Source organism: Mesorhizobium sp. WSM4837, assembly GCF_055811435.1.
The window spans coordinates 1-17,432 of the sequence record NZ_JBVVQE010000052.1 but is presented as its reverse complement, the minus strand read 5'-3'; the positions used below and the strand labels follow the sequence as shown (position 1 = coordinate 17,432).

11 protein-coding genes and 1 pseudogene are annotated in these 17,432 nt (G+C 60.2%); 8 read left to right on the top strand and 4 right to left on the bottom strand.

What is annotated here, in order from left to right:
- Positions 1 to 27 precede the first annotated feature (27 nt).
- Entirely contained in the window at positions 28 to 1,362 is a 1,335-nt protein-coding gene (gene hemN / locus AC0L3D_RS25510; RefSeq protein ID WP_473646206.1) for an oxygen-independent coproporphyrinogen III oxidase, read from the top strand.
- 563 nt (positions 1,363 to 1,925) lie between these two features.
- Here hemN and AC0L3D_RS25505 read toward each other — a convergent pair.
- Both AC0L3D_RS25505 and AC0L3D_RS25500 read right to left on the bottom strand, forming a co-directional pair.
- Positions 1,926 to 2,588 (bottom strand): prephenate dehydratase, encoded by a 663-nt coding sequence (locus AC0L3D_RS25505; protein ID WP_473646205.1) that lies wholly within the window; start codon positions 2,586 to 2,588, stop codon positions 1,926 to 1,928.
- A 218-nt stretch (positions 2,589 to 2,806) separates the two neighbouring features.
- A complete protein-coding gene (locus AC0L3D_RS25500) occupies positions 2,807 to 3,019 on the bottom strand; it encodes a cold-shock protein (protein ID WP_008874821.1) in 213 nt (70 codons plus the stop codon).
- 518 nt (positions 3,020 to 3,537) lie between these two features.
- On the opposite strand from AC0L3D_RS25500, the gene AC0L3D_RS25495 reads away from it, so the two are divergent.
- The 6 genes from AC0L3D_RS25495 to AC0L3D_RS25470 all read left to right on the top strand — a co-directional run bounded on the left by AC0L3D_RS25495 (position 3,538) and on the right by AC0L3D_RS25470 (position 11,575).
- Positions 3,538 to 5,097, top strand: a complete 1,560-nt coding sequence (locus AC0L3D_RS25495; RefSeq protein ID WP_473646203.1) for a M16 family metallopeptidase — start codon at positions 3,538 to 3,540, stop codon at positions 5,095 to 5,097.
- A 4-nt stretch (positions 5,098 to 5,101) separates the two neighbouring features.
- Positions 5,102 to 6,487 carry a M16 family metallopeptidase gene (locus AC0L3D_RS25490; protein WP_473646239.1) on the top strand — a complete coding sequence of 462 codons (1,386 nt, stop codon included), beginning with the start codon at positions 5,102 to 5,104 and terminating at the stop codon, positions 6,485 to 6,487.
- 282 nt (positions 6,488 to 6,769) lie between these two features.
- Entirely contained in the window at positions 6,770 to 8,611 is a 1,842-nt protein-coding gene (locus AC0L3D_RS25485) for a type II toxin-antitoxin system HipA family toxin (RefSeq protein WP_065011144.1), read from the top strand.
- A 342-nt stretch (positions 8,612 to 8,953) separates the two neighbouring features.
- Complete coding sequence (locus tag AC0L3D_RS25480; RefSeq protein WP_065011143.1) at positions 8,954 to 10,429, top strand: NAD-dependent succinate-semialdehyde dehydrogenase; 1,476 nt, start codon at positions 8,954 to 8,956, stop codon at positions 10,427 to 10,429.
- Between the two features lie 397 nt (positions 10,430 to 10,826).
- Complete coding sequence (locus AC0L3D_RS25475; protein WP_473646201.1) at positions 10,827 to 11,456, top strand: HAD-IIA family hydrolase; 630 nt, start codon at positions 10,827 to 10,829, stop codon at positions 11,454 to 11,456.
- A complete protein-coding gene (locus AC0L3D_RS25470) occupies positions 11,417 to 11,575 on the top strand; it encodes an HAD hydrolase-like protein (RefSeq protein ID WP_473646199.1) in 159 nt (52 codons plus the stop codon). The genes AC0L3D_RS25475 and AC0L3D_RS25470 overlap by 40 nt, the downstream gene beginning before the upstream one ends.
- 1,439 nt (positions 11,576 to 13,014) lie before the next feature.
- Here AC0L3D_RS25470 and AC0L3D_RS25465 read toward each other — a convergent pair.
- Both AC0L3D_RS25465 and AC0L3D_RS25460 read right to left on the bottom strand, forming a co-directional pair.
- The gene (locus tag AC0L3D_RS25465; RefSeq protein ID WP_176478106.1) at positions 13,015 to 13,530 is read right to left on the bottom strand and encodes a DUF2285 domain-containing protein; all 516 of its coding nucleotides are present in this window, start codon (positions 13,528 to 13,530) and stop codon (positions 13,015 to 13,017) included.
- 115 nt (positions 13,531 to 13,645) lie between these two features.
- A pseudogene (locus AC0L3D_RS25460) lies at positions 13,646 to 13,822 on the bottom strand (transcriptional regulator domain-containing protein); the annotation flags it as partial.
- Between the two features lie 1,232 nt (positions 13,823 to 15,054).
- On the opposite strand from AC0L3D_RS25460, the gene AC0L3D_RS25455 reads away from it, so the two are divergent.
- Positions 15,055 to 17,184 (top strand): prolyl oligopeptidase family serine peptidase, encoded by a 2,130-nt coding sequence (locus AC0L3D_RS25455; RefSeq protein WP_473646197.1) that lies wholly within the window; start codon positions 15,055 to 15,057, stop codon positions 17,182 to 17,184.
- Positions 17,185 to 17,432 lie beyond the last annotated feature (248 nt).

Sequence of the window (17,432 nt, the reverse complement as noted above, 5' to 3'; positions counted from 1 at the left end):
ACAGTTATCAGCTTGGGAGGGAAACTGTTGCAGACTTCTATCCTGAAAAAACATCGCGAGGCTCTCCTGCCTTGGTACACCATCTATCCGACTGTGCCGGAGTTCTCCGCAGCGGTCGGCGCGGAAAGCTATGAGGAATGGCTAAGAGGTCTGCCGGCTGACGATCCGGTGTCGCTCTATCTCCACATTCCGTTCTGCCGATCGATTTGCTGGTATTGCGGCTTTCCGACCACGATTGCCCGCAATCAGGGTCCGATCCTCGACTATGTGGCCGTTCTGCGTGACGAGATCCGTTTGGTCTCGGAGCAAGTGGAGCAGAGGCTCGTCGTGGACGACGTGCATTTCGGCGGTGGAACCCCGACCCTGATCGGGGCAGCGGAATTCTTGGCCATGATCGAACTCCTGCGCCGCCGCTTCGCGTTCAGGGAGCCCGCTAAGATCGCCGTCGAAATTGACCCGCGCACGTTCACGCGCGAGATCGCCGAGGCACTGGGAGCAGCTAATGTGAGCCGCGCGAGTCTCGGGGTGCAGAGTTTTGATCCAATTGTTCAAAAAGCCATCAACCGGGTCCAGAGCGAGGCGCAGACGGCCGCTGCCGTCGAAGAGCTGCGCCGGCATGGAGTAAGCGGCATCAACGTCGATCTCATGTTCGGTCTCCCGAATCAGACGGTAGAGTCCTGCGTCCAGACTGCGGCGGCAACCGCCGCCATGCGTCCCAACCGGCTTGCGGTGTTCGGCTACGCGCATATTCCATCGGTGATCAAGAATCAGCGCCTGATCGAGAAGACTGCTCTGCCGGACAGCGTCGCCCGCGCCGACCAGGCTGCGGCCGTGGCAGATACGCTGGTTGCGGCCGGCTACCGAGAGATCGGCCTCGACCATTTCGCCTTGCCGGACGACGAACTTACGCTGGCGCAGACCCGCGGTCGGCTACGCCGTAACTCGCTGGGTTACTCGGCCGACACCTGCAAAACCGTGATCGGTTTCGGCGCGTCGGCTATCGGGCGGGTCGGCGATGGTTACGTCCAGAACGAGGTGACACACGAGTCCTACAGCCGGCACATAGCAGGTGGCCGTCTGGCAACGTCAAAAGGCTACCGGCTCACAGACGAAGACCGCGTGCGAGCCGCAATCATCGAGCGGCTGATGTGCGATTTGGAGGCCGATGTGCCGGCAATCTGTGCGGCCTATGGGTTCGATCCAATCCGCTTTCTCGATTCAACTGAACGCCTGGCGAAGCTGGCCGAGGACGGGGTAGTGGACATCGAAAACGGTCTCATCCGGGTGCGGCAGGAGCATCGCTTCGTGATTCGCGCTGTTGCTGCCGCATTCGATGCTTTTCTCGACCGGGTTGTCCCATAAGCACAGCCAAGCAGCGTGAGGGGCGCCAAAGCGATAAGCTCGTGCCAAACGGCACGCTCGTAAAAATGCCGCAGGCCCCGGTCACGGCGCCCCTGCGCGGATTGAAGTGTTGGACCTTCCCGAATGGACGAGCGTGCCGCCCACAACGCGTCACAGTCATACAACGGTCACTGGTTTTGTAAGATGCCCGGCCGGTCGACATCTGTGCCTATGAATACTACCGTTTCGCAGGCAAGAAACTGGCGGGAACGACAAGATCGTCGGCGCGATTATCTCGTCCATCGCTCGCGCATTACGTGTACATCGCATCAAGTTCGATGCGGCAGCCCCTTATTCGTCAGTGATAAGATCAACAGTTTTGGGGGTATGGACGGAAACTAGCCTAGCCTAGCCACAACTAATAGCGACGTGGGTACGATCCGAGAATTCTCAGGCCATCAATCTCCGCCAACGCGGCCAGCGCCGGGTGCGTCAAAACGTGTCCAGCGACATCGATGACATACTGATGGGTGTCTAGCCGCTCGCAGGTCGGACGCTGATAGACATTAAGAACGGCTAAATTGTCATTCGAGAACCTGTTCAGGACACAACTGAGATTTTGCTCTGAAACGCGGAGGTGAAGTCCGGTCAAATCCTGTCGGCGCAGGGGTCCTGCGCCCGAGCACCCACCACCGCGTAACATTATGCAGCCCTTCTTCAATTCCTGTTCGCAATATCTGGAGATTGTACAGCTTGGCACCAAGCGCAGGACCAAATGCTGCTATCGAGGGAGATTTTTGCTCTGCCACGAAAGATGTCGATCCCCGACGGCTCTCTCGCTCGACATTGGGCATGTTCTCGTCGAGCCACCCGGCCCCCTCCTGCAGGGCCACTGGGTGGCCCACCACCTTAGCGATCATCGAGAAACTCGCATCCTTGCTGGCCATGAGGCTGTAGCTCAGGACCTTCGGGTACTCGGCGATAATCGTGGGAGACCTCAAGCTCAAGACTTGGTCGAGGTAGGGAGTGGCTCCGACCAGAGAGGTCGTAGCTGGGACGCATGCAACGTGGACGCAGCCATTCTCATATGCTTCGAACAATCCGTCGCTGAACGGAACGAGTTCAACTTGGTCACCAAAGAGGTCCAGCGAGGCTTGATGGGTCCAGGTCCCCTCGGGGCCAATGTACCCTGCCCTCTTGATCCAGGAGGTGTCGATCGCTGGAGGCTGGCTGAATTGCTCGTTCATTCCCCGGCACGCTCAATCGAGAATGCGATAAACATCTGCTGCAGAAAGTAAGAGGGCTGGGACCCGCCCTCTTCGCTTGCAACATCGTGTGGCAGTAGAACTTAGCAGCTTGCTACAATCCGCTGCCCCAGTCGGCGGGGATCCGTGTTCTTGCCCGCTCCTATGGCGCGGTCAGTGGCACTTCTGCCCGGCTCTTGCCGGGCAGAAGCAGAAAAAGGTCAGCCAGCTTTGCTGAGACTGCCAGCGGATGATTTGCCAGTACGGCGGTCCTGTTCGACCTCGTAGTTGATCTTCTGGCCCTCATTAAGGGTCGAAAGGCCCGCTCGTTCGACAGCGGAAATGTGGACGAAAACGTCCTGACCTCCGTTGTCAGGCTGGATAAAACCGAATCCCTTGGTGCTGTTGAACCACTTCACCGTTCCAGTCGCCATAGTGTATTCCTTTGTAACCATTCAATGTAGGCAGGCCATAAGCCAGGTCCGCTTCATATCCGAGACTTTAGGGCAGCAAAAGCTAAAATAGCAAAAGCCCGGTCAAATCGCTAAAGCGGCTCGCAAGCTCCATCATAACCGCCTGTCGCGGACAGCGTCTCCCGCGCTGGCGCTTCGAATGCCAAACACAAGTTCTGAAACGCTCCGGTAAATTCCAGAACCGCGTCTATCGCTGGTTTGGAGTCCTGTTAAGGACCTGCGATCGGCCGATGTGAGCAAGAGTACGCGGACGACCAGCAACTACGGGCGCGCGCTAACGCCACCATGTTCGCCGCTGTCCTAAGGGTATTTCACCTAGCCACCTCTTTAAGCGGCAAGCGCTCCCCAGTCGGCGGTGTCTGACGTCGGACAATGTCGGAGGTACGCAACACAGAGTCCGTTGAATCGCATCGCCGAAAGGGCTTTCTCATCTGGCAAGGTTCCTGCGGGGTCATGCAAACGCGCAGGAGAGTCGTCCCATGATCCCCACACAGAAAAATGCCGCCCCACCTTTCGCCGACCTACTCAAAACTGACATCCCAGCCGGGCCTGGCAGCATTGTGAGGGCTCGTCTGGACCGGCGCTGCCCACCGATCCACCTTCTCCCAGTGGGGGCGACAGGGACGCAGCACCTTCAAATTGAGGGACAACTCACTTCCGTGCGAACTTTGTCCATCGCCCGGTCACCACAACCGAAGCCACCGTCTGCTTGGCTGCGGGGCGCACTTTTTGCGACCGCGCTGGCATTTCTGACGACCGCGCCGTCTCCGGCGGCCGCCTATGACATAGCGAATTTCCTGCTCGACAACGGCATGGAGGTGGTCGTCGTACCCGATCACCGCGCGCCCATCGTCACCCATATGGTGTGGTACAAGGTCGGCAGTGCCGACGAGCCTCCGGGCAAATCCGGCATCGCGCATTTCTTCGAGCATCTGATGTTCAAAGGGACGGCCAATCACGGCGCCGGCGAGTTGGACCGCGCGGTGGCGGAGATCGGGGGCTCGCTAAACGCCTTCACCTCTTACGATTATACTGCCTTCTACGAAAGAGTGGCGCCCTCGGCAGTGGAGCAGATGATGAGCTTCGAGGCTGATCGCATGCGCAATCTCACCCTCACGGATGACGTCATCAACACCGAGCGGGACGTGGTCCGCGAGGAGCGTCGCTTGAGGGTCGACAACAATCCGGAGGCGCTTCTCGATGAGGAGGTCGTCACGACGCTCTGGCAGAGCCAACCCTACCGGATCCCGGTGATGGGCTGGATGCACGAGATCGAGAAGCTGGACCGCAACGACGCCGTGGCTTTTTATGACAAGTACTGGCCGAACAACGCCGTGATGGTGGTGGCAGGCGACGTCGAGCCCGAGGCCGTGAAGGCGCTGGCCGAGAAGACCTATGGCAAGGTCCCGCGTGGACCAGATCTGCCGCCACGCGAACGCCCGTCTGAGCCGGTGCAGAACACCAGGCGCACATTGACGCTAAGGGATGGCCGCGTTTCGGTCCCCATCTTTTCCAGATATTGGGTGGTGCCGTCCTATCGCACCGCCGAGCCCGGCGAAGCCGAGGCGCTGGACCTGCTGGCACAGATTCTCGCCGGGGGCAACCGCAGCCGGCTGTACCAGGAGCTCGTTGTGAAGCAGGGCATAGCCGCAGCGGCCGACGCTGATTTCGAGGGCACCATGCTGGATGCTGGCAAGTTCAGCATCCGCGGCTGGCCGCGCGGCAAGGCGAAGCTTGCGGATGTCGAGGCCGCAGTCGACGCCGAGATAGCGCGCATCGCCAGGAACGGCATCACCAGCGACGAACTGGAGAAGACGAAAAACCGCTATATCCGCTCGTTCATCTTCGCCCATGACGAGCAGGCCTCCGTCGCTGGCATGTATGGCGCCACGCTTGCCACAGGCGGCAATGTGAAAGACGTCGAGGAATGGCCGGACCGCATCCGCAAGGTCACGGCCGATCAGGTTAAGGCCGTTGCCGCCCGCTACCTCGTGTCCGACCATTCGACCACCGGCTATCTCCTGCCCAAGGAAAATTGATATGATGACGAACCAATTCCGCAGGGCCATTCCACAAGCATTGCCCTCTCCTTTTGGACAAGGCTGGCGCCTCGCCTCCTGGCTGGCTGTCCTTTGCCTTGCTATTTTCTTCCTCACCCTGCCAGCGTGTACCGCCCGTGCTGCGACGAACATCCAGGAGGTGAAATCTGAAAAGGGGATCACCGCCTGGCTGGTGGAAGACCATACGCTGCCGATCGTCACGCTCCAGTTCGTGTTCGACGGCGGCACCAGCCAGGACCCGGCCGATAAGGAGGGGCTTGTCAATTTGATGACCGGCTTGTTCGACGAGGGCGCAGGCGATCACGACGGCGACACCTTTCAGGTGCGGCTCGATGATGCCGGCGCTGAGATGAGCTTCCACGCGCGGCCTGACGGCATCTATGGCTCGGTGCGCATGCTTTCCCAGCGCCAGGACGCCGCTTTCGATCTCATCAGGCTCGCGTTGAACAGGCCCCGCTTCGATCAGGAACCCTTTGACCGAACCCGCGCTCAGCTTCTCTTCGGCATCATCGCCAACGAGCGCGAACCTCACGCGATCGGCAGGGATGCATGGCGGCGCAGGCTCTACGGCGCGCATCCGTATTCGAGGCCGCCCGAGGGCACCAAGGAAAGCCTGGCCCGCATAACGCCCGCCGATCTAAGCGCCTTCCACAAGGCCGCTTTCGCCCGCGAGGGGCTGCACGTGGCGGTTGTCGGCGACATCGATGCCAAAGCCCTGAGTGCAAGGCTCGACCAGTTGTTCGGCGATTTGCCTCAGAAGCAGGCGCTCGCCCAGGTACCTGATGTCACCCCGAAGCTCGGCCAGTGGACGTTGGTCGCATACGCCCTGCCCCAGACTTCGCTCCAGCTGGCTTTTCCCGGCGTCGGACGCAGCGACCCGGAATTCTATGCCGCGCAGCTGATAAACGATATACTCGGAGGCTCGCCATTCACCTCACGTCTGTTCCAGGAAGTGCGGGAAAAGCGTGGCCTGGCCTACGGTGTGTCCTCCAGTTTGGAAGGCCGCCAGCATTCCAACACGCTTGTCGTGACCACGTCGACGCACGCCGACAGGGCGGCGGAGACACTCGACCTGATTAGACAAGTAATCAAGGAGCTGGTGGACACCGGGCCAACAGCGGCCGAGCTCGAAGCGAGCAAAAAGTATCTGATCGGGGCCTATGCTATCAGCAATCTTGGTTCCTCCAGGGCGATCTCAGCCACGCTTCTCAGGCTGCAGCTCGACAAGCGCGGCATAGACTACATCCAGCACCGCCCGGCCCTCATCGAGCAGGTGACGCTCGACCAGGTCAGGGCGGCGGCGAAGAAACTGCTGTCGGCCGAGCCCGCCATTATGGGCGTTGGCCCGCGGCTACCTGGTGTCCCGTGACAGCGAATAATCCTGCGCTCTAAGAATACTCGCTGAAGGACTCCGCCCACATACGTTTGGCTGATTCGACTATGGTGCGGCAGAATGAACGCCTTGATTTCTGCCTGCTCGCCCTCGCAGATCGGGTTCTCGCCCGGCGGTTCGATTGCCGAGCCGGAGAACGCCCGACGTTCAGAGAAGGTATTAACTTTCGCGTATTTGAAATACGGGAAAGTTAAATTCTCTTACTCTGGAGCTCAGTATGCTAACTTTCCCGTATTTCACATACGAGAAAGTTAGAAAATGGCTCTTCACCTCGTCGGGGAAAACATCGATAAAACCCGCAGCCACTATCAGGCTGAAACGGGCAAGCTCGTTCAGCTAAGGCGCGGCATCTATGTCGATGCCGGGGAGGATATCGAGGCCACGATACTCAAGCACGCCGTCCGCATCGCCAAATACCTGTATCCCAACGCTTACCTCTCGGCCGCGAGCGCTGTCCTTCTCGGCCCGACCCGCGATGGCCGCCTGTTCCTGAGCGGGCGACGAATACAACGCACGCGCTTGCGCTCGCTGGAAATCATTCAGAACGCAGCTCCCGACCACCCATCAGTCGCTCAAGCGAATATCGATGATGGCATGGGAGAATTCCGGATCGACGTCTCCTCGATGCGCCAGCGCTTCCTCGAAGCTTTCCGCCTGCGCAGCGAACACGCGGGATCCATCGATGAGACGATGCGCGAGACAATTGCGAACCGCCTCATAGAAGAATACGGCAGCGCCCAGGGCGCTGCCGACGCGACATGGGCGCTCGCCCACGAAAACCAGTGGTATCGCGAAGGCGAGCACGCCGAGCGCTTCCTCCTCCGCCGTCCAGTGACCGCAGAGCCTGCGCGCAATGAAGCCGCGTTCGATCTGATCGTAGCGTGGCACGGCGCTCCGCTCGGCAATCTCAAACATGATGGTTTTGAGTGGCGCTGGAATCCAGATGATCAGGATGGCCCGCCACTTGTTCGCCAGACCACGCCGGGCAAGCTCCCTCCTTTCATTCTGTCGCTGCTGCCTGAAGGCTGGCTTGAGTCGGTGTTGAATGACCGCGACGAGCGCGCGACGCTGCGCTCGGGCAAACGCTACATGTCCAACATTACCATCGTCGAGCGTGCGAGCGATCTCTCCGCCCTGCCGCCCGACGTCCTGCTAACCCGGCTCGATGGCTTCACTAGAAATTCTATCTTCACTGGCCAGTATGCAGGGCCGGGTCGCGGCGATCTGGAGCAGAGCTTCGAGCGCAATCTGGCGGAGATTTTCGAGCGTACCGATACGCCGCGTTTATCAGGCGTTCAGATCAAAGCGCCGATGTTCCTCGATACCGACGGTACTCTCTCCCCCAGTACCGGCAAACCGTTCACCCACATCCTCAAGCCTGCCGGTACAGGTGGATTTGAGGCCCTGCCGGTTATCGAATGGCAGTCGCTCGCTTTGGGCAGCGCGGCCGGTTTCACGACGCCCGCGACGGCGCTCGTCTCGATGCCTGACAGGATGCCTCCGGCGCTCCTCGTGGAGCGGTTCGACATCAGAACGAGCCTTGACGACAAGCATCTTTTGGCGCTTGAGGATTTTTGCTCGGTGCTCGGTGTGCCCACGGAAGCAAAATACGGCGGCACAATGGAGCGCATCGCGCGGGCACTAAGGCCGCTATCGACCTCTCCCGAAGAAGACGTCCTGCTTGTCCTCAAGCGATCCTTATTCGCCTGGCTGATCGCAGATGGCGACATGCACCTGAAGAACATGGCACTGCTGAAAATCGCAGAGCCCAGCAGCGCGCAGTTCAGCTCAGTCCGCATGGCTCCGCTCTACGACGCGGTCACGACTCGCGTGTTTCCACATCTCGAAAAAGACCGGATGGCCCTCAAGCTGAACGACAAGGACGATCGTCTGCGGCGCGCCGACTTCAAGGCTTTCGCGAGCACGGCTGGCCTCAAGGCAGCCGATGCGGATACCAGCATCGACGATCTTGTTGCAGCCCTCTCACGCGCTCTCAACCACCTCGAATTGCCGCCGCCTCTATCAGACGGCTCTCAAGGCGCGAAGATGGCGGAGCAAATGCGCGCGATTGTCCACGAACGCATCGATGGGTTTGCGTAGATGATAATCTAACTGGTATGCCGGTTTCCAAGGACCGCACTTCCCAGCGTGGTAGACGAGACCTCCCGAACAAAGCTTGGCAAGGGCTCAAAAGTTCCGGCTAGTGATAGATGCTCAGTGGAGGGGCCGTACTAGGGGCCCCAGCCGATGTCCATTGTTCAGTTTGCACATGGTGAGAACCGCAAGCCATCGACCAGAAGAGTTCAAGAATTCTCCCTCTCAAGTTGAGTGGAATGGTCTACCAAGCGTCTGGCCGAGGCCCTATAAGGAACCCGCAGGTGCGGAGTACACGCCGGCGCCCTGTCGACATACATATCCGCCGCGTTTGAGAGGAATCCGGTATTGCCCCTGTGCCTGCCGATGATCCGCCACCTGAAATCCCCGGATCTGTTTGGCGCCCTCGATCGCCTGCCGGCGCTCGGCACGCCGGTTAGCGAGCGGACATTCGAGGTCCTCAACCCGTCGAGCGGCGAAGTGCTGGCAGTACTTCCCGACATGGGTGTGGAGGAGACACGCGCTGCGATCGACAAGGCCTACGTAGCGCAGCCTGGATGGGCGGGGCTGACCGCCCGAGAACGCAGTGACGTTCTGTGGCGATGGCATGAGCTGATCATTGACCACGCCGGTGATCTTGCAGCGATACTCACTGCAGAGATGGGCAAGCCGTTTGCCGAAGCCAAGTCGGAGGTGTCGCATGCGGCCGCGTATCTGCAATGGTACGCCGAAGAAGCCAATCGCATCTATGGCGAGACGATCCCCGCACCATCGACAGACCGTCGGATGCTGGTGATCAAGCAGCCCATCGGTGTGGTCGGCACGATTACGCCGTGGAATTTCCCAGCCTCGATGGTGGCGCGCAAGATCTCGCCGGCCCTGGCGGCGGGCTGCGCGATCGTGCTCAAACCTGCTGAACAGACGCCGCTCGTGGCAGGCGCAATGTTCGCCCTCGCGCACCAAGCCGGCTTTCCCTCCGGTGTCGTCAACCTGATCTATGCGTCCGAAGGTGCTGACGTTGGACGCGAACTCTGCTCCAATCCTAAGGTCCGAAAGATCAGCTTTACAGGCTCGACCGAGGTTGGCCGGCTGCTGATGCGCCAGTGCTCGGACCAGATCAAGAAGGTCAGCCTCGAGCTCGGCGGCAATGCGCCTTTCATCGTCTTCGACGACGCTGATATCGACGCTGCGGTTGACGGCGCGATCCAGGCGAAGTTCCGCAACGCCGGCCAGACTTGCGTTTCAGCGAACCGCCTTTACGTCCAATCGAGCGTTCACGATGAGTTCGTCGAGAAGTTCGTGGAGAAAATCCGGTACTTGTCGGTTGGCGACGGCTTCGCCCCCGGAGTGGACGTCGGACCGCTCATCGACTTGCATGCTTTGGCCAAGATCGAGTCCCACATCGCAGATGCCGTTGCCAAGGGTGGGACAATTCGATGCGGGGCCGAACGTATTGGCAAGGATGGCACCTTCTTCAAGCCCACAGTCCTCACTGAAATCTCCAGCATCATGGCGGTTGCGCAAGAGGAGACTTTCGGGCCGCTGGCGCCGATCATTCGCTTCCACGAGGCGGATCAGGTTGTGCGTGAGGCCAACGACACGATCTACGGCCTAGCCGCCTATTTCTATGCCTCGAACCTGAAGCGTGTCTGGCGCGTGGCCGAGGCATTGGAATATGGCATGGTTGGCATCAACACGGGGCGTATGTCTTCGGAAGCGGCGCCCTTTGGCGGGATGAAGCAGTCCGGCATCGGGCGGGAGGGTTCCCGCCACGGGCTCGAAGACTACCTCGAAATGAAATATCTCTGCATAGGCGGAATCTGATCTCTATGTGGATGGACACCTCAGGCGCAGAATGAACCAAAGGGATGATCGAGCGCTTTGGCGAACCTTCTTGCGGCTGATTCGGGTCGTCTATCGCGATCCGGCCTGCGCGCCTTACGTGTGCATCTAAGCGCCCAGCTACGTTGAACCGCCTCTACGGCGACGAGCCAAGGCGCCGGTACCGGACGGTACGTTGCTCATCCTATCTAACCGCGGCAAGTTTACGCCGCAACCTCCTTATTGCCGCACAAGCAATTGAGCGCCCTTCGCGCATCGCTCTGAATCGCTAGAGTCGCCGGCGTGCTCGCCTGGAGAATATACAGTAGACGTACCCAGGCCGCGCATCCACAGAGACATTGAAGGGTGAGATCCAATGATTATAGCGCATCTGCTCGACATGGACGGGGTCCTGGTCCGCGGCGGCCAACCGATTGCTGGCTCGGTCGACTATGTCGCCGGGTTAGTCGCCAAGGGTGAGCCGTTTCAGATCTTCACCAATAACTCGCGCTTCACGCCCGAAGATCATGCCGAGCGTCTAAGAGCGGTTGGCTTCGCCGTGCAGCCAGAACACATCTACACATCGGCGCTCGCCACTGCGCGGTTCGTGGAACTACAAAAGCACGGATCATCTGCTTATGTCATCGGCGACCACGGTCTGGTCGAGGCCCTGCGGCAGGCAGGCTGCCGGATAACGGAGTTTGCCCCCGAGTTCGTGGTCCTCGGAGACACCACTTCGTACCACTACGAGCAGATCGCAACTGGCGCCGAGCTTGTGGCGAAGGGCGCGCGCTTTCTCGCCACCAATCCGGATGCGACTGGCCCGACCGAGCGGGGCTCCCATCCGGCATGCGGTGCAGTCGCAGCACTAATCGAGAAGGCCACCGGCCGTCAGCCCTATTTCGTCGGGAAGCCGAACCCGTTCATGATGCGCAACGTGCTCGACCGGCTCGGAGTGCGAGCTGTCAATACCATCAGGTCGGTGACCGCATGGACACCGACGTGCTCGCCGGGCTGGAATCGGGCCTGAAGACAGCCCTTGTGCTTACTGGGGTCACGAAACTGGCTGACATAGAGCGGTTTCCATTCAGACCGGACCACGTGGTCGAGTGCCTTGCCGATCTGGGCCAGATCATCGTGAACCAATAAGCCGAGCGCACCTTTACACGAAGACCGAACGCTCCCTCTGCGTTCCGCATGGCGGCCGTCAACCTGGGCAATTATCGGCAGGAACAGCTGGCCACATCCAGAAAAGAAGTGATAAGCATGACAACTTAGTCGAAGTATACCCATGTAGCCCAATGCAGGCCGGTCTTGACCTCTATGAAGCAAGAGTCTTCGACCGAAGAATCTCGCGCGCCGAAGTAGGCTAGTCCAGCGAATGGGCAGGTCGGATCGACCAGATGCGTTCGCTGCGACACTCACGCCCGACACCGCCTTCGTTTCTGTCATGGCTGCGACAACGAGATGGGCGTCGTTCAACCCATTGTAGTTTAGACCGATATCGTCGCCGCCTCGCTCCGGAGGCGATCCTACACGTGGACGCCGTGCAGATTGTTAGTCGTATACCCATAGATCTGACAGACGAGTTCGTCGAAGTCGATCTGCTCTCCCTATCAGCGCATTAATTCCAAGGCCCGAAAGGCGTGGGCGCGTTGTACATTAGGGAGGGGTTGCGCCTCGAACCGCTTTTTTTATGGTGAACAGGAGGACGGGCGACGGCGCGGGACGCTGAACAGCTAAGCAGCCGCCTGACTGGCCGTTGCCGCGGAACAGGCGGCTCGGCGGCTGAGTGTAGCGAGTGGCATCGAAGCGCTTCGAAACAACTTTGAACGGGAGTTGCAATCCGCCTGCCGCAAGTACGTTTTAATGAGATTCAAGCTCCGCGCCTTCCAAATACGTGCTCTTGACCATCCCGTGGTGTGAGGCCGATGCGATTGTCGAGCGCCTGGCGATGCGCGGAATCTGTCTGTCCACAGGTTCCGCCTGCCGCGCTGGCTCCAGCGATCCGTCGTATGTGCTGACGACGATGGGGATCACCTATCAAGATGCTAAGTCTACGCTGCGAGTGAGCCTTTCCACATCTACTCCAAAGGCGGATCTCGAGTGGCAATGGCCGAAATAGTCGCTGCTGTGAATACCGACCGCGCTCGAAGTCTGACAAATCTTCAGCACCAGTTCGCATAGCCGGACGCGAAACATTGCGCCTCTAATTTGAAGTTCTGAACGCGAGTACGTCTGAACACGGATGCCCGGCAGGAGACTGAGCTCGCTGCCGGGCCGGGTACGCCTTGGGAGGTGGCGTAATTCAGCGACTCTCGTGGAGGTGGGAACCACTCAGTCCGCGTGTTTTGCTGAATAGCGAGCATGTACCGTGCCAAGTCAAAAAGCGCTTAAAAACACCCGAGAGTCAGGTTCCTGTACCTTGCGTACTCGACATTGTCGGCTATCGGACAATACGAACGTGCCTCTTGGCATCGATGATGCCTCACGAAGGCCGTTCGCTGCCATGTCGAGCGGGCCAATCGGTGGTGACGGGTTTTAGCTCCGAACTGTTCGCCGGCTGACGCACAGGGCGGATATCACTTTCAAGTGAGGAAATCTCTGTACCCTCCATTCATGAGCGCGCGGCCACGAGAGACGGCGCGGCGAATGCGGTCGCGCAGATGATCGCGAGGATCCCTCCAGTCGGCATGGGCGCGCCGTTGACCAACCAGAGCTTCGGCGAGCTCGCGATGTGATGCCCCGGCAAGTGAGCCGTCGAGCGCACGAAGAACGAAGGTCAAACGAGGACCGCGTTTTTCCCGCGGAAACAAGCGGGCAGGCAGTTGCTGACCCAGACTCAGAACATTGAGGCACTCGAGCGTCCTCAGACGGGGCTTCGAAAGCATCGCTGGCCAGATCGCCTCGGTGCGGAGGCAAACAGGGCGCAAGATATCCGCGCCAGAGACGGCGAGCTGGAGCGTATGTTCCGCATTGCGAAGAAGAACATGCTGGCCCTTGTCGGGCGCCAGCAGGACCGTCGCACGACATGGCAACGCCGAGAGCTCGAACGGCAATGTCGCCGAGGATGCGGACAGCTGTTCTGCAATGACCGGCAGCACATGGACGCACCAGAGCGGAGACCAGAATACGACCGAATTTCGCCCATAAGAGTCGGCGAAACAGGACACCCCAGTGTGACAGGTCGCCGGCGAGCGCGACGACGTCGAGAAAGGGTCGGTAGGACAAAGTATTGGCCTGCTGGCTTGGAGCGGTCACCTCCCGCTGGAATGCTGGATTGCGGCGCAAGAACTCCCAGGCCCATTCGCGCGGCGTCAGACCAGCGGTGTAATCGTACGATCTTTCATCGCGCCAATCAGCCTCATCCGCGCCAGTCACGAGAACTGTAGGCATCACTGTGCTCCCCTGCCCGCCCCCAGGGAGGTCGAAACATCATGCGACCTGGCAAAGCACCGGCGCCGGGGCCACCAGACCCCGATGACGCCATTTGGTCGAAGACTGTGCCATTGGCACCTTGGAGGGCAGAAGGCGCGCGCAAACAGCAAGAACACCGTCGAACCCGCGCAGCGACAGCCAGCGCGGCCTGAGCACGCCAAGGATATCGGTTTCGTATCGGTGATCGGCTCATCCGTCCCGTTCAAGAGGTTCCTTGGAGACGTAGTGGCGTGGCGGTGGATTGCACGCTGCTGGTGGGAAAGTTGTCGTAGCGCCGGCGCTATAAGCTCAGTCATGGAGGTCTCCTCGGGGGAATTTCCGCCATTGGAGGCCAAGTTCCGCGCTATGGCAGCCTGTATAGTTGTACAGGTTAAGCCGACAGCTCAGTGGACCGAAAAACGAACCGGCGAGGCGCGCAGATCGCTTTTTGCCGGTGCTCACGCCGAGCTTTCTTTGCGGACGGTATGGAGATCGAGCGCGGCCGGGGTCCACTAGCGCCTGCTGCAGCTGATTCTTCCAAGCAGACTTGCCCCGCACTGCCCTGTTGCCGCGGCACACCAATGCGTAGCGTCAGGTAGACATCGTCGACCATTAGGCGTCTCGTTGAGATACTACGCCGAGCCCGAGCTCCCCCAATCCTAAACCCTCATATCGGACGGCGGCCCGACATCAGCCCAGGTTGCCATAGGGACGAGTCCCATGCGTTCGCCGGAATGCAGCTTGGTGACTTGATCGACAGACTTCAAGAATGCAATCAAGGGAACGGTGCAGGTCAAGATTGCGGCAGGGCTTGGGCACCATCAGGTCGCCCAAGCGGCGCCCAGCCCTTTCCTCGAATCTCCGGTTTTTTGCCGCTGGACCACAGCCCAGCCACTCCTGCTTGAGTGCTGCACGGTGTCACCGCTCGCGCCGGAGGTTGATCCGGTGATTACGGGGTACGCTCGTTGTCGCATTCGCGACGATGTCTGACATCTGACACAGCGCTGCCAGAGCGATCCCATTGTTCCGTAAGGGATTTCCCAGTTGGCACGACGGTTGCGGTCCTATGCGCAAAAGCACTGCGACGCCGCACCGACTGGGAAGAACTCATCCATGATCACGCTTTTCGAACATGCGGGCGACGCCGCAAACATTGATCCTTCTCGAGCAGGCGAGAGCCATTGCGCCTTCATTCCTCAGGTCTTTCGCACATGAGCGAATTCGATTTCCGCCCAACGCTGAATGCGCCCGACGATGACCCTCATCTTTGGCTTGAAGATGTAGAAGGCGAACCGGCACTTGCGTGGACCGCCAGCCAGTCGGCAAAGACCCTGAAGCACTTCGCGGGAACGCAGTTCGAGCGCGATCGGGCGGCCCTGACAGCGATTTTCGACCGTCCTGACAAGATTCCCACCATCTGGCGCCGTGGTCAGTACCTCTACAATTTCTGGCAAGATGCCGGAAACCCGCGCGGACAGTGGCGCCGGACCACCCTTGCCGCCTACATGAAGGCGGATCCCCAATGGGAGCTACTGGTCGATCTGGACGCCCTCGCGGCTAGCGACGGAGAAGACTGGGTCTGGGGCGGCGCGTCGATCGAGCCGGAGACGCGCGAAAGAGCCGTCTTGCGCCTGTCGCGCGGCGGCAGCGACGCGGTCGTGCATCGCGAATTCGACCTGAGCTCTCTGAGCTTTGTCGCCGACGGTTTCAATCTCCCCGAGGCCAAGGGTGACATTGATTGGCTCGACCCCAACACGCTTCTGCTTTCCAGTGCGCTTGGTCATGGCATGGCCACCCGCTCCGGTTACGCGCGCACCGTGCGACTGTGGAAGCGTGGCGCGGATCCTCTCACCGCGCCGGTAATCTTCGAGACCGGTTCCGAAACCCTGGGTGTGTCTGGCCATCTGGACCGTACCGCCGAGAGCGAGCGCGTGTGGTTCATCGAGCAGCTGGCCTGCTTCGAGAAGATAGTCCGCATTGGCGATGATAGCGGGCCGAAGATTGAGATCGACCTTCCTAAGGACGCCTGGTGGGGTAACTTCGGCGATTGGCTGGCGGTAAAGCCGCGCACAGCATGGACGGTTGCCGGGACGACCTATCACGCCGACGCGCTGATCGGCATCTCGCTTTCCTCTTTCCTGGCCGGCGAACGCCGTTTCAGTACCCTGTTTGAACCGGACGAGAGGCGCTGTCTGCAGTCATTCTTCTGGAATGACGGGAAGCTCATTATCGCCTACCTGGCGAACCTCGTTCCGAGATTCGAGGTGTTCACGCCGGGCCCGCAGGAATGGACGCGCCGAGCCCTGGACACCGTTCCCGTGCAAGGGACTGTTCACCTCTGGTCACTCGATGCCGCAGATCACGAGACCAATGGGGAGGTTCTGGTCGGGGCTCATGATCCAATCACCCCGCCGCAGCTTTTCCTATTCGATCTCAATGCCGCGCCGCCTGTCAGCGCTTCAGTAATCCTGAAGCGCAGCCCGGAGAATTTCGACGCATCCGGCCTGGTGGTCACGCGCCACGAGGCAGTATCGATCGATGGTGAGATGATTCCCTATACACAGGTCGGTCCGGCGGATGGGAACGGGGATGCCCCGGTTCATCTCAGCGCCTATGGCGGGTTCGGCATATCGCTCCTGCCCTCCTACAACTCCTCGCTCGGCAAGCTGTGGCTCGAGCGCGGCGGCACGTGTGTGGTGGCGAACATCCGCGGGGGCGGCGAGTTCGGCACCCGGTGGCACGATGCCGGGCGGAGGGAGGGCAAGCGTCTCGCCCATGACGATTTCGCCGCCGTTGCCGCCGACCTCGTGCGAAGGGGCATTACGCTGCCGAGGCGGATTGCCGCCGAGGGCGGCTCAAATGGCGGCCTGCTGATCGCCAACATGCTTACCCGCTATCCTGAGCATTTCGGCGCGCTGTTCTGCACGGTTCCGCTTATCGATATGCGCCGCTACACCAAGCTCCTGGCGGGCGCGAGCTGGATCGACGAATATGGCGATCCCGACAAGGCTGACGATTGGGCTTTCCTGAAGGAAATCTCCGCCTATCACGCCGCGACGCCCGGACAGCCCTATCCGCCGATCCTGCTCGCGACCACGAAGCGGGACGACCGCGTCCATCCGGGCCACGCGCGCAAGATGGCGGCAAAGCTGCAGGCCCTTGGCTATCCCGCGTTCTTCTACGAGCCCGGCGCGGGCGGCCACGGCTCCGGCAAGGACAATCGGGAGCGCGCTGCATTCATCAGTCTTGGCATCAACTTCCTTCGCAGCGCGATCGGCTGGCACGCCGATAGCTTCCATAGACGACCGGGAGCTCGACAAGCGCGGACTTCGGATGAGTGAGTACAGGTCGAGGACTGCGACAAAGGTGTAAATAATGCGAGCACGGTTTGCGCAAATGTGCGCCCCGCACGCTGTCGATATCAATCAATACTGCAGGACTATAGCAGTCTACCGTTTCTGAAGAGCAAGGAGAAATATCATGGCAACAAAGCGAGTGAAGGTGGCGCGGGGAGTAACAGCGGCCGTCGTCTTGATGCTGCTGGCACAGCCGGCTATCGCGATTCCAAAAGCCCCCTCCGCGTCTCCGC

What these genes read in the sequence shown, in the direction of transcription:
- AC0L3D_RS25495 (WP_473646203.1), top strand. Translation starts at nt 3,538, where the DNA reads ATGATCCCCACACAGAAAAATGCCGCCCCACCTTTCGCCGACCTACTC.
- AC0L3D_RS25470 (WP_473646199.1), top strand. Translation starts at nt 11,417, where the DNA reads ATGGACACCGACGTGCTCGCCGGGCTGGAATCGGGCCTGAAGACAGCC.
- AC0L3D_RS25505 (WP_473646205.1), bottom strand. Translation starts at nt 2,588, where the DNA reads ATGAACGAGCAATTCAGCCAGCCTCCAGCGATCGACACCTCCTGGATC.
- AC0L3D_RS25490 (WP_473646239.1), top strand. Translation starts at nt 5,102, where the DNA reads ATGACGAACCAATTCCGCAGGGCCATTCCACAAGCATTGCCCTCTCCT.
- AC0L3D_RS25455 (WP_473646197.1), top strand. Translation starts at nt 15,055, where the DNA reads ATGAGCGAATTCGATTTCCGCCCAACGCTGAATGCGCCCGACGATGAC.
- AC0L3D_RS25475 (WP_473646201.1), top strand. Translation starts at nt 10,827, where the DNA reads ATGGACGGGGTCCTGGTCCGCGGCGGCCAACCGATTGCTGGCTCGGTC.
- AC0L3D_RS25485 (WP_065011144.1), top strand. Translation starts at nt 6,770, where the DNA reads ATGGCTCTTCACCTCGTCGGGGAAAACATCGATAAAACCCGCAGCCAC.
- AC0L3D_RS25500 (WP_008874821.1), bottom strand. Translation starts at nt 3,019, where the DNA reads ATGGCGACTGGAACGGTGAAGTGGTTCAACAGCACCAAGGGATTCGGT.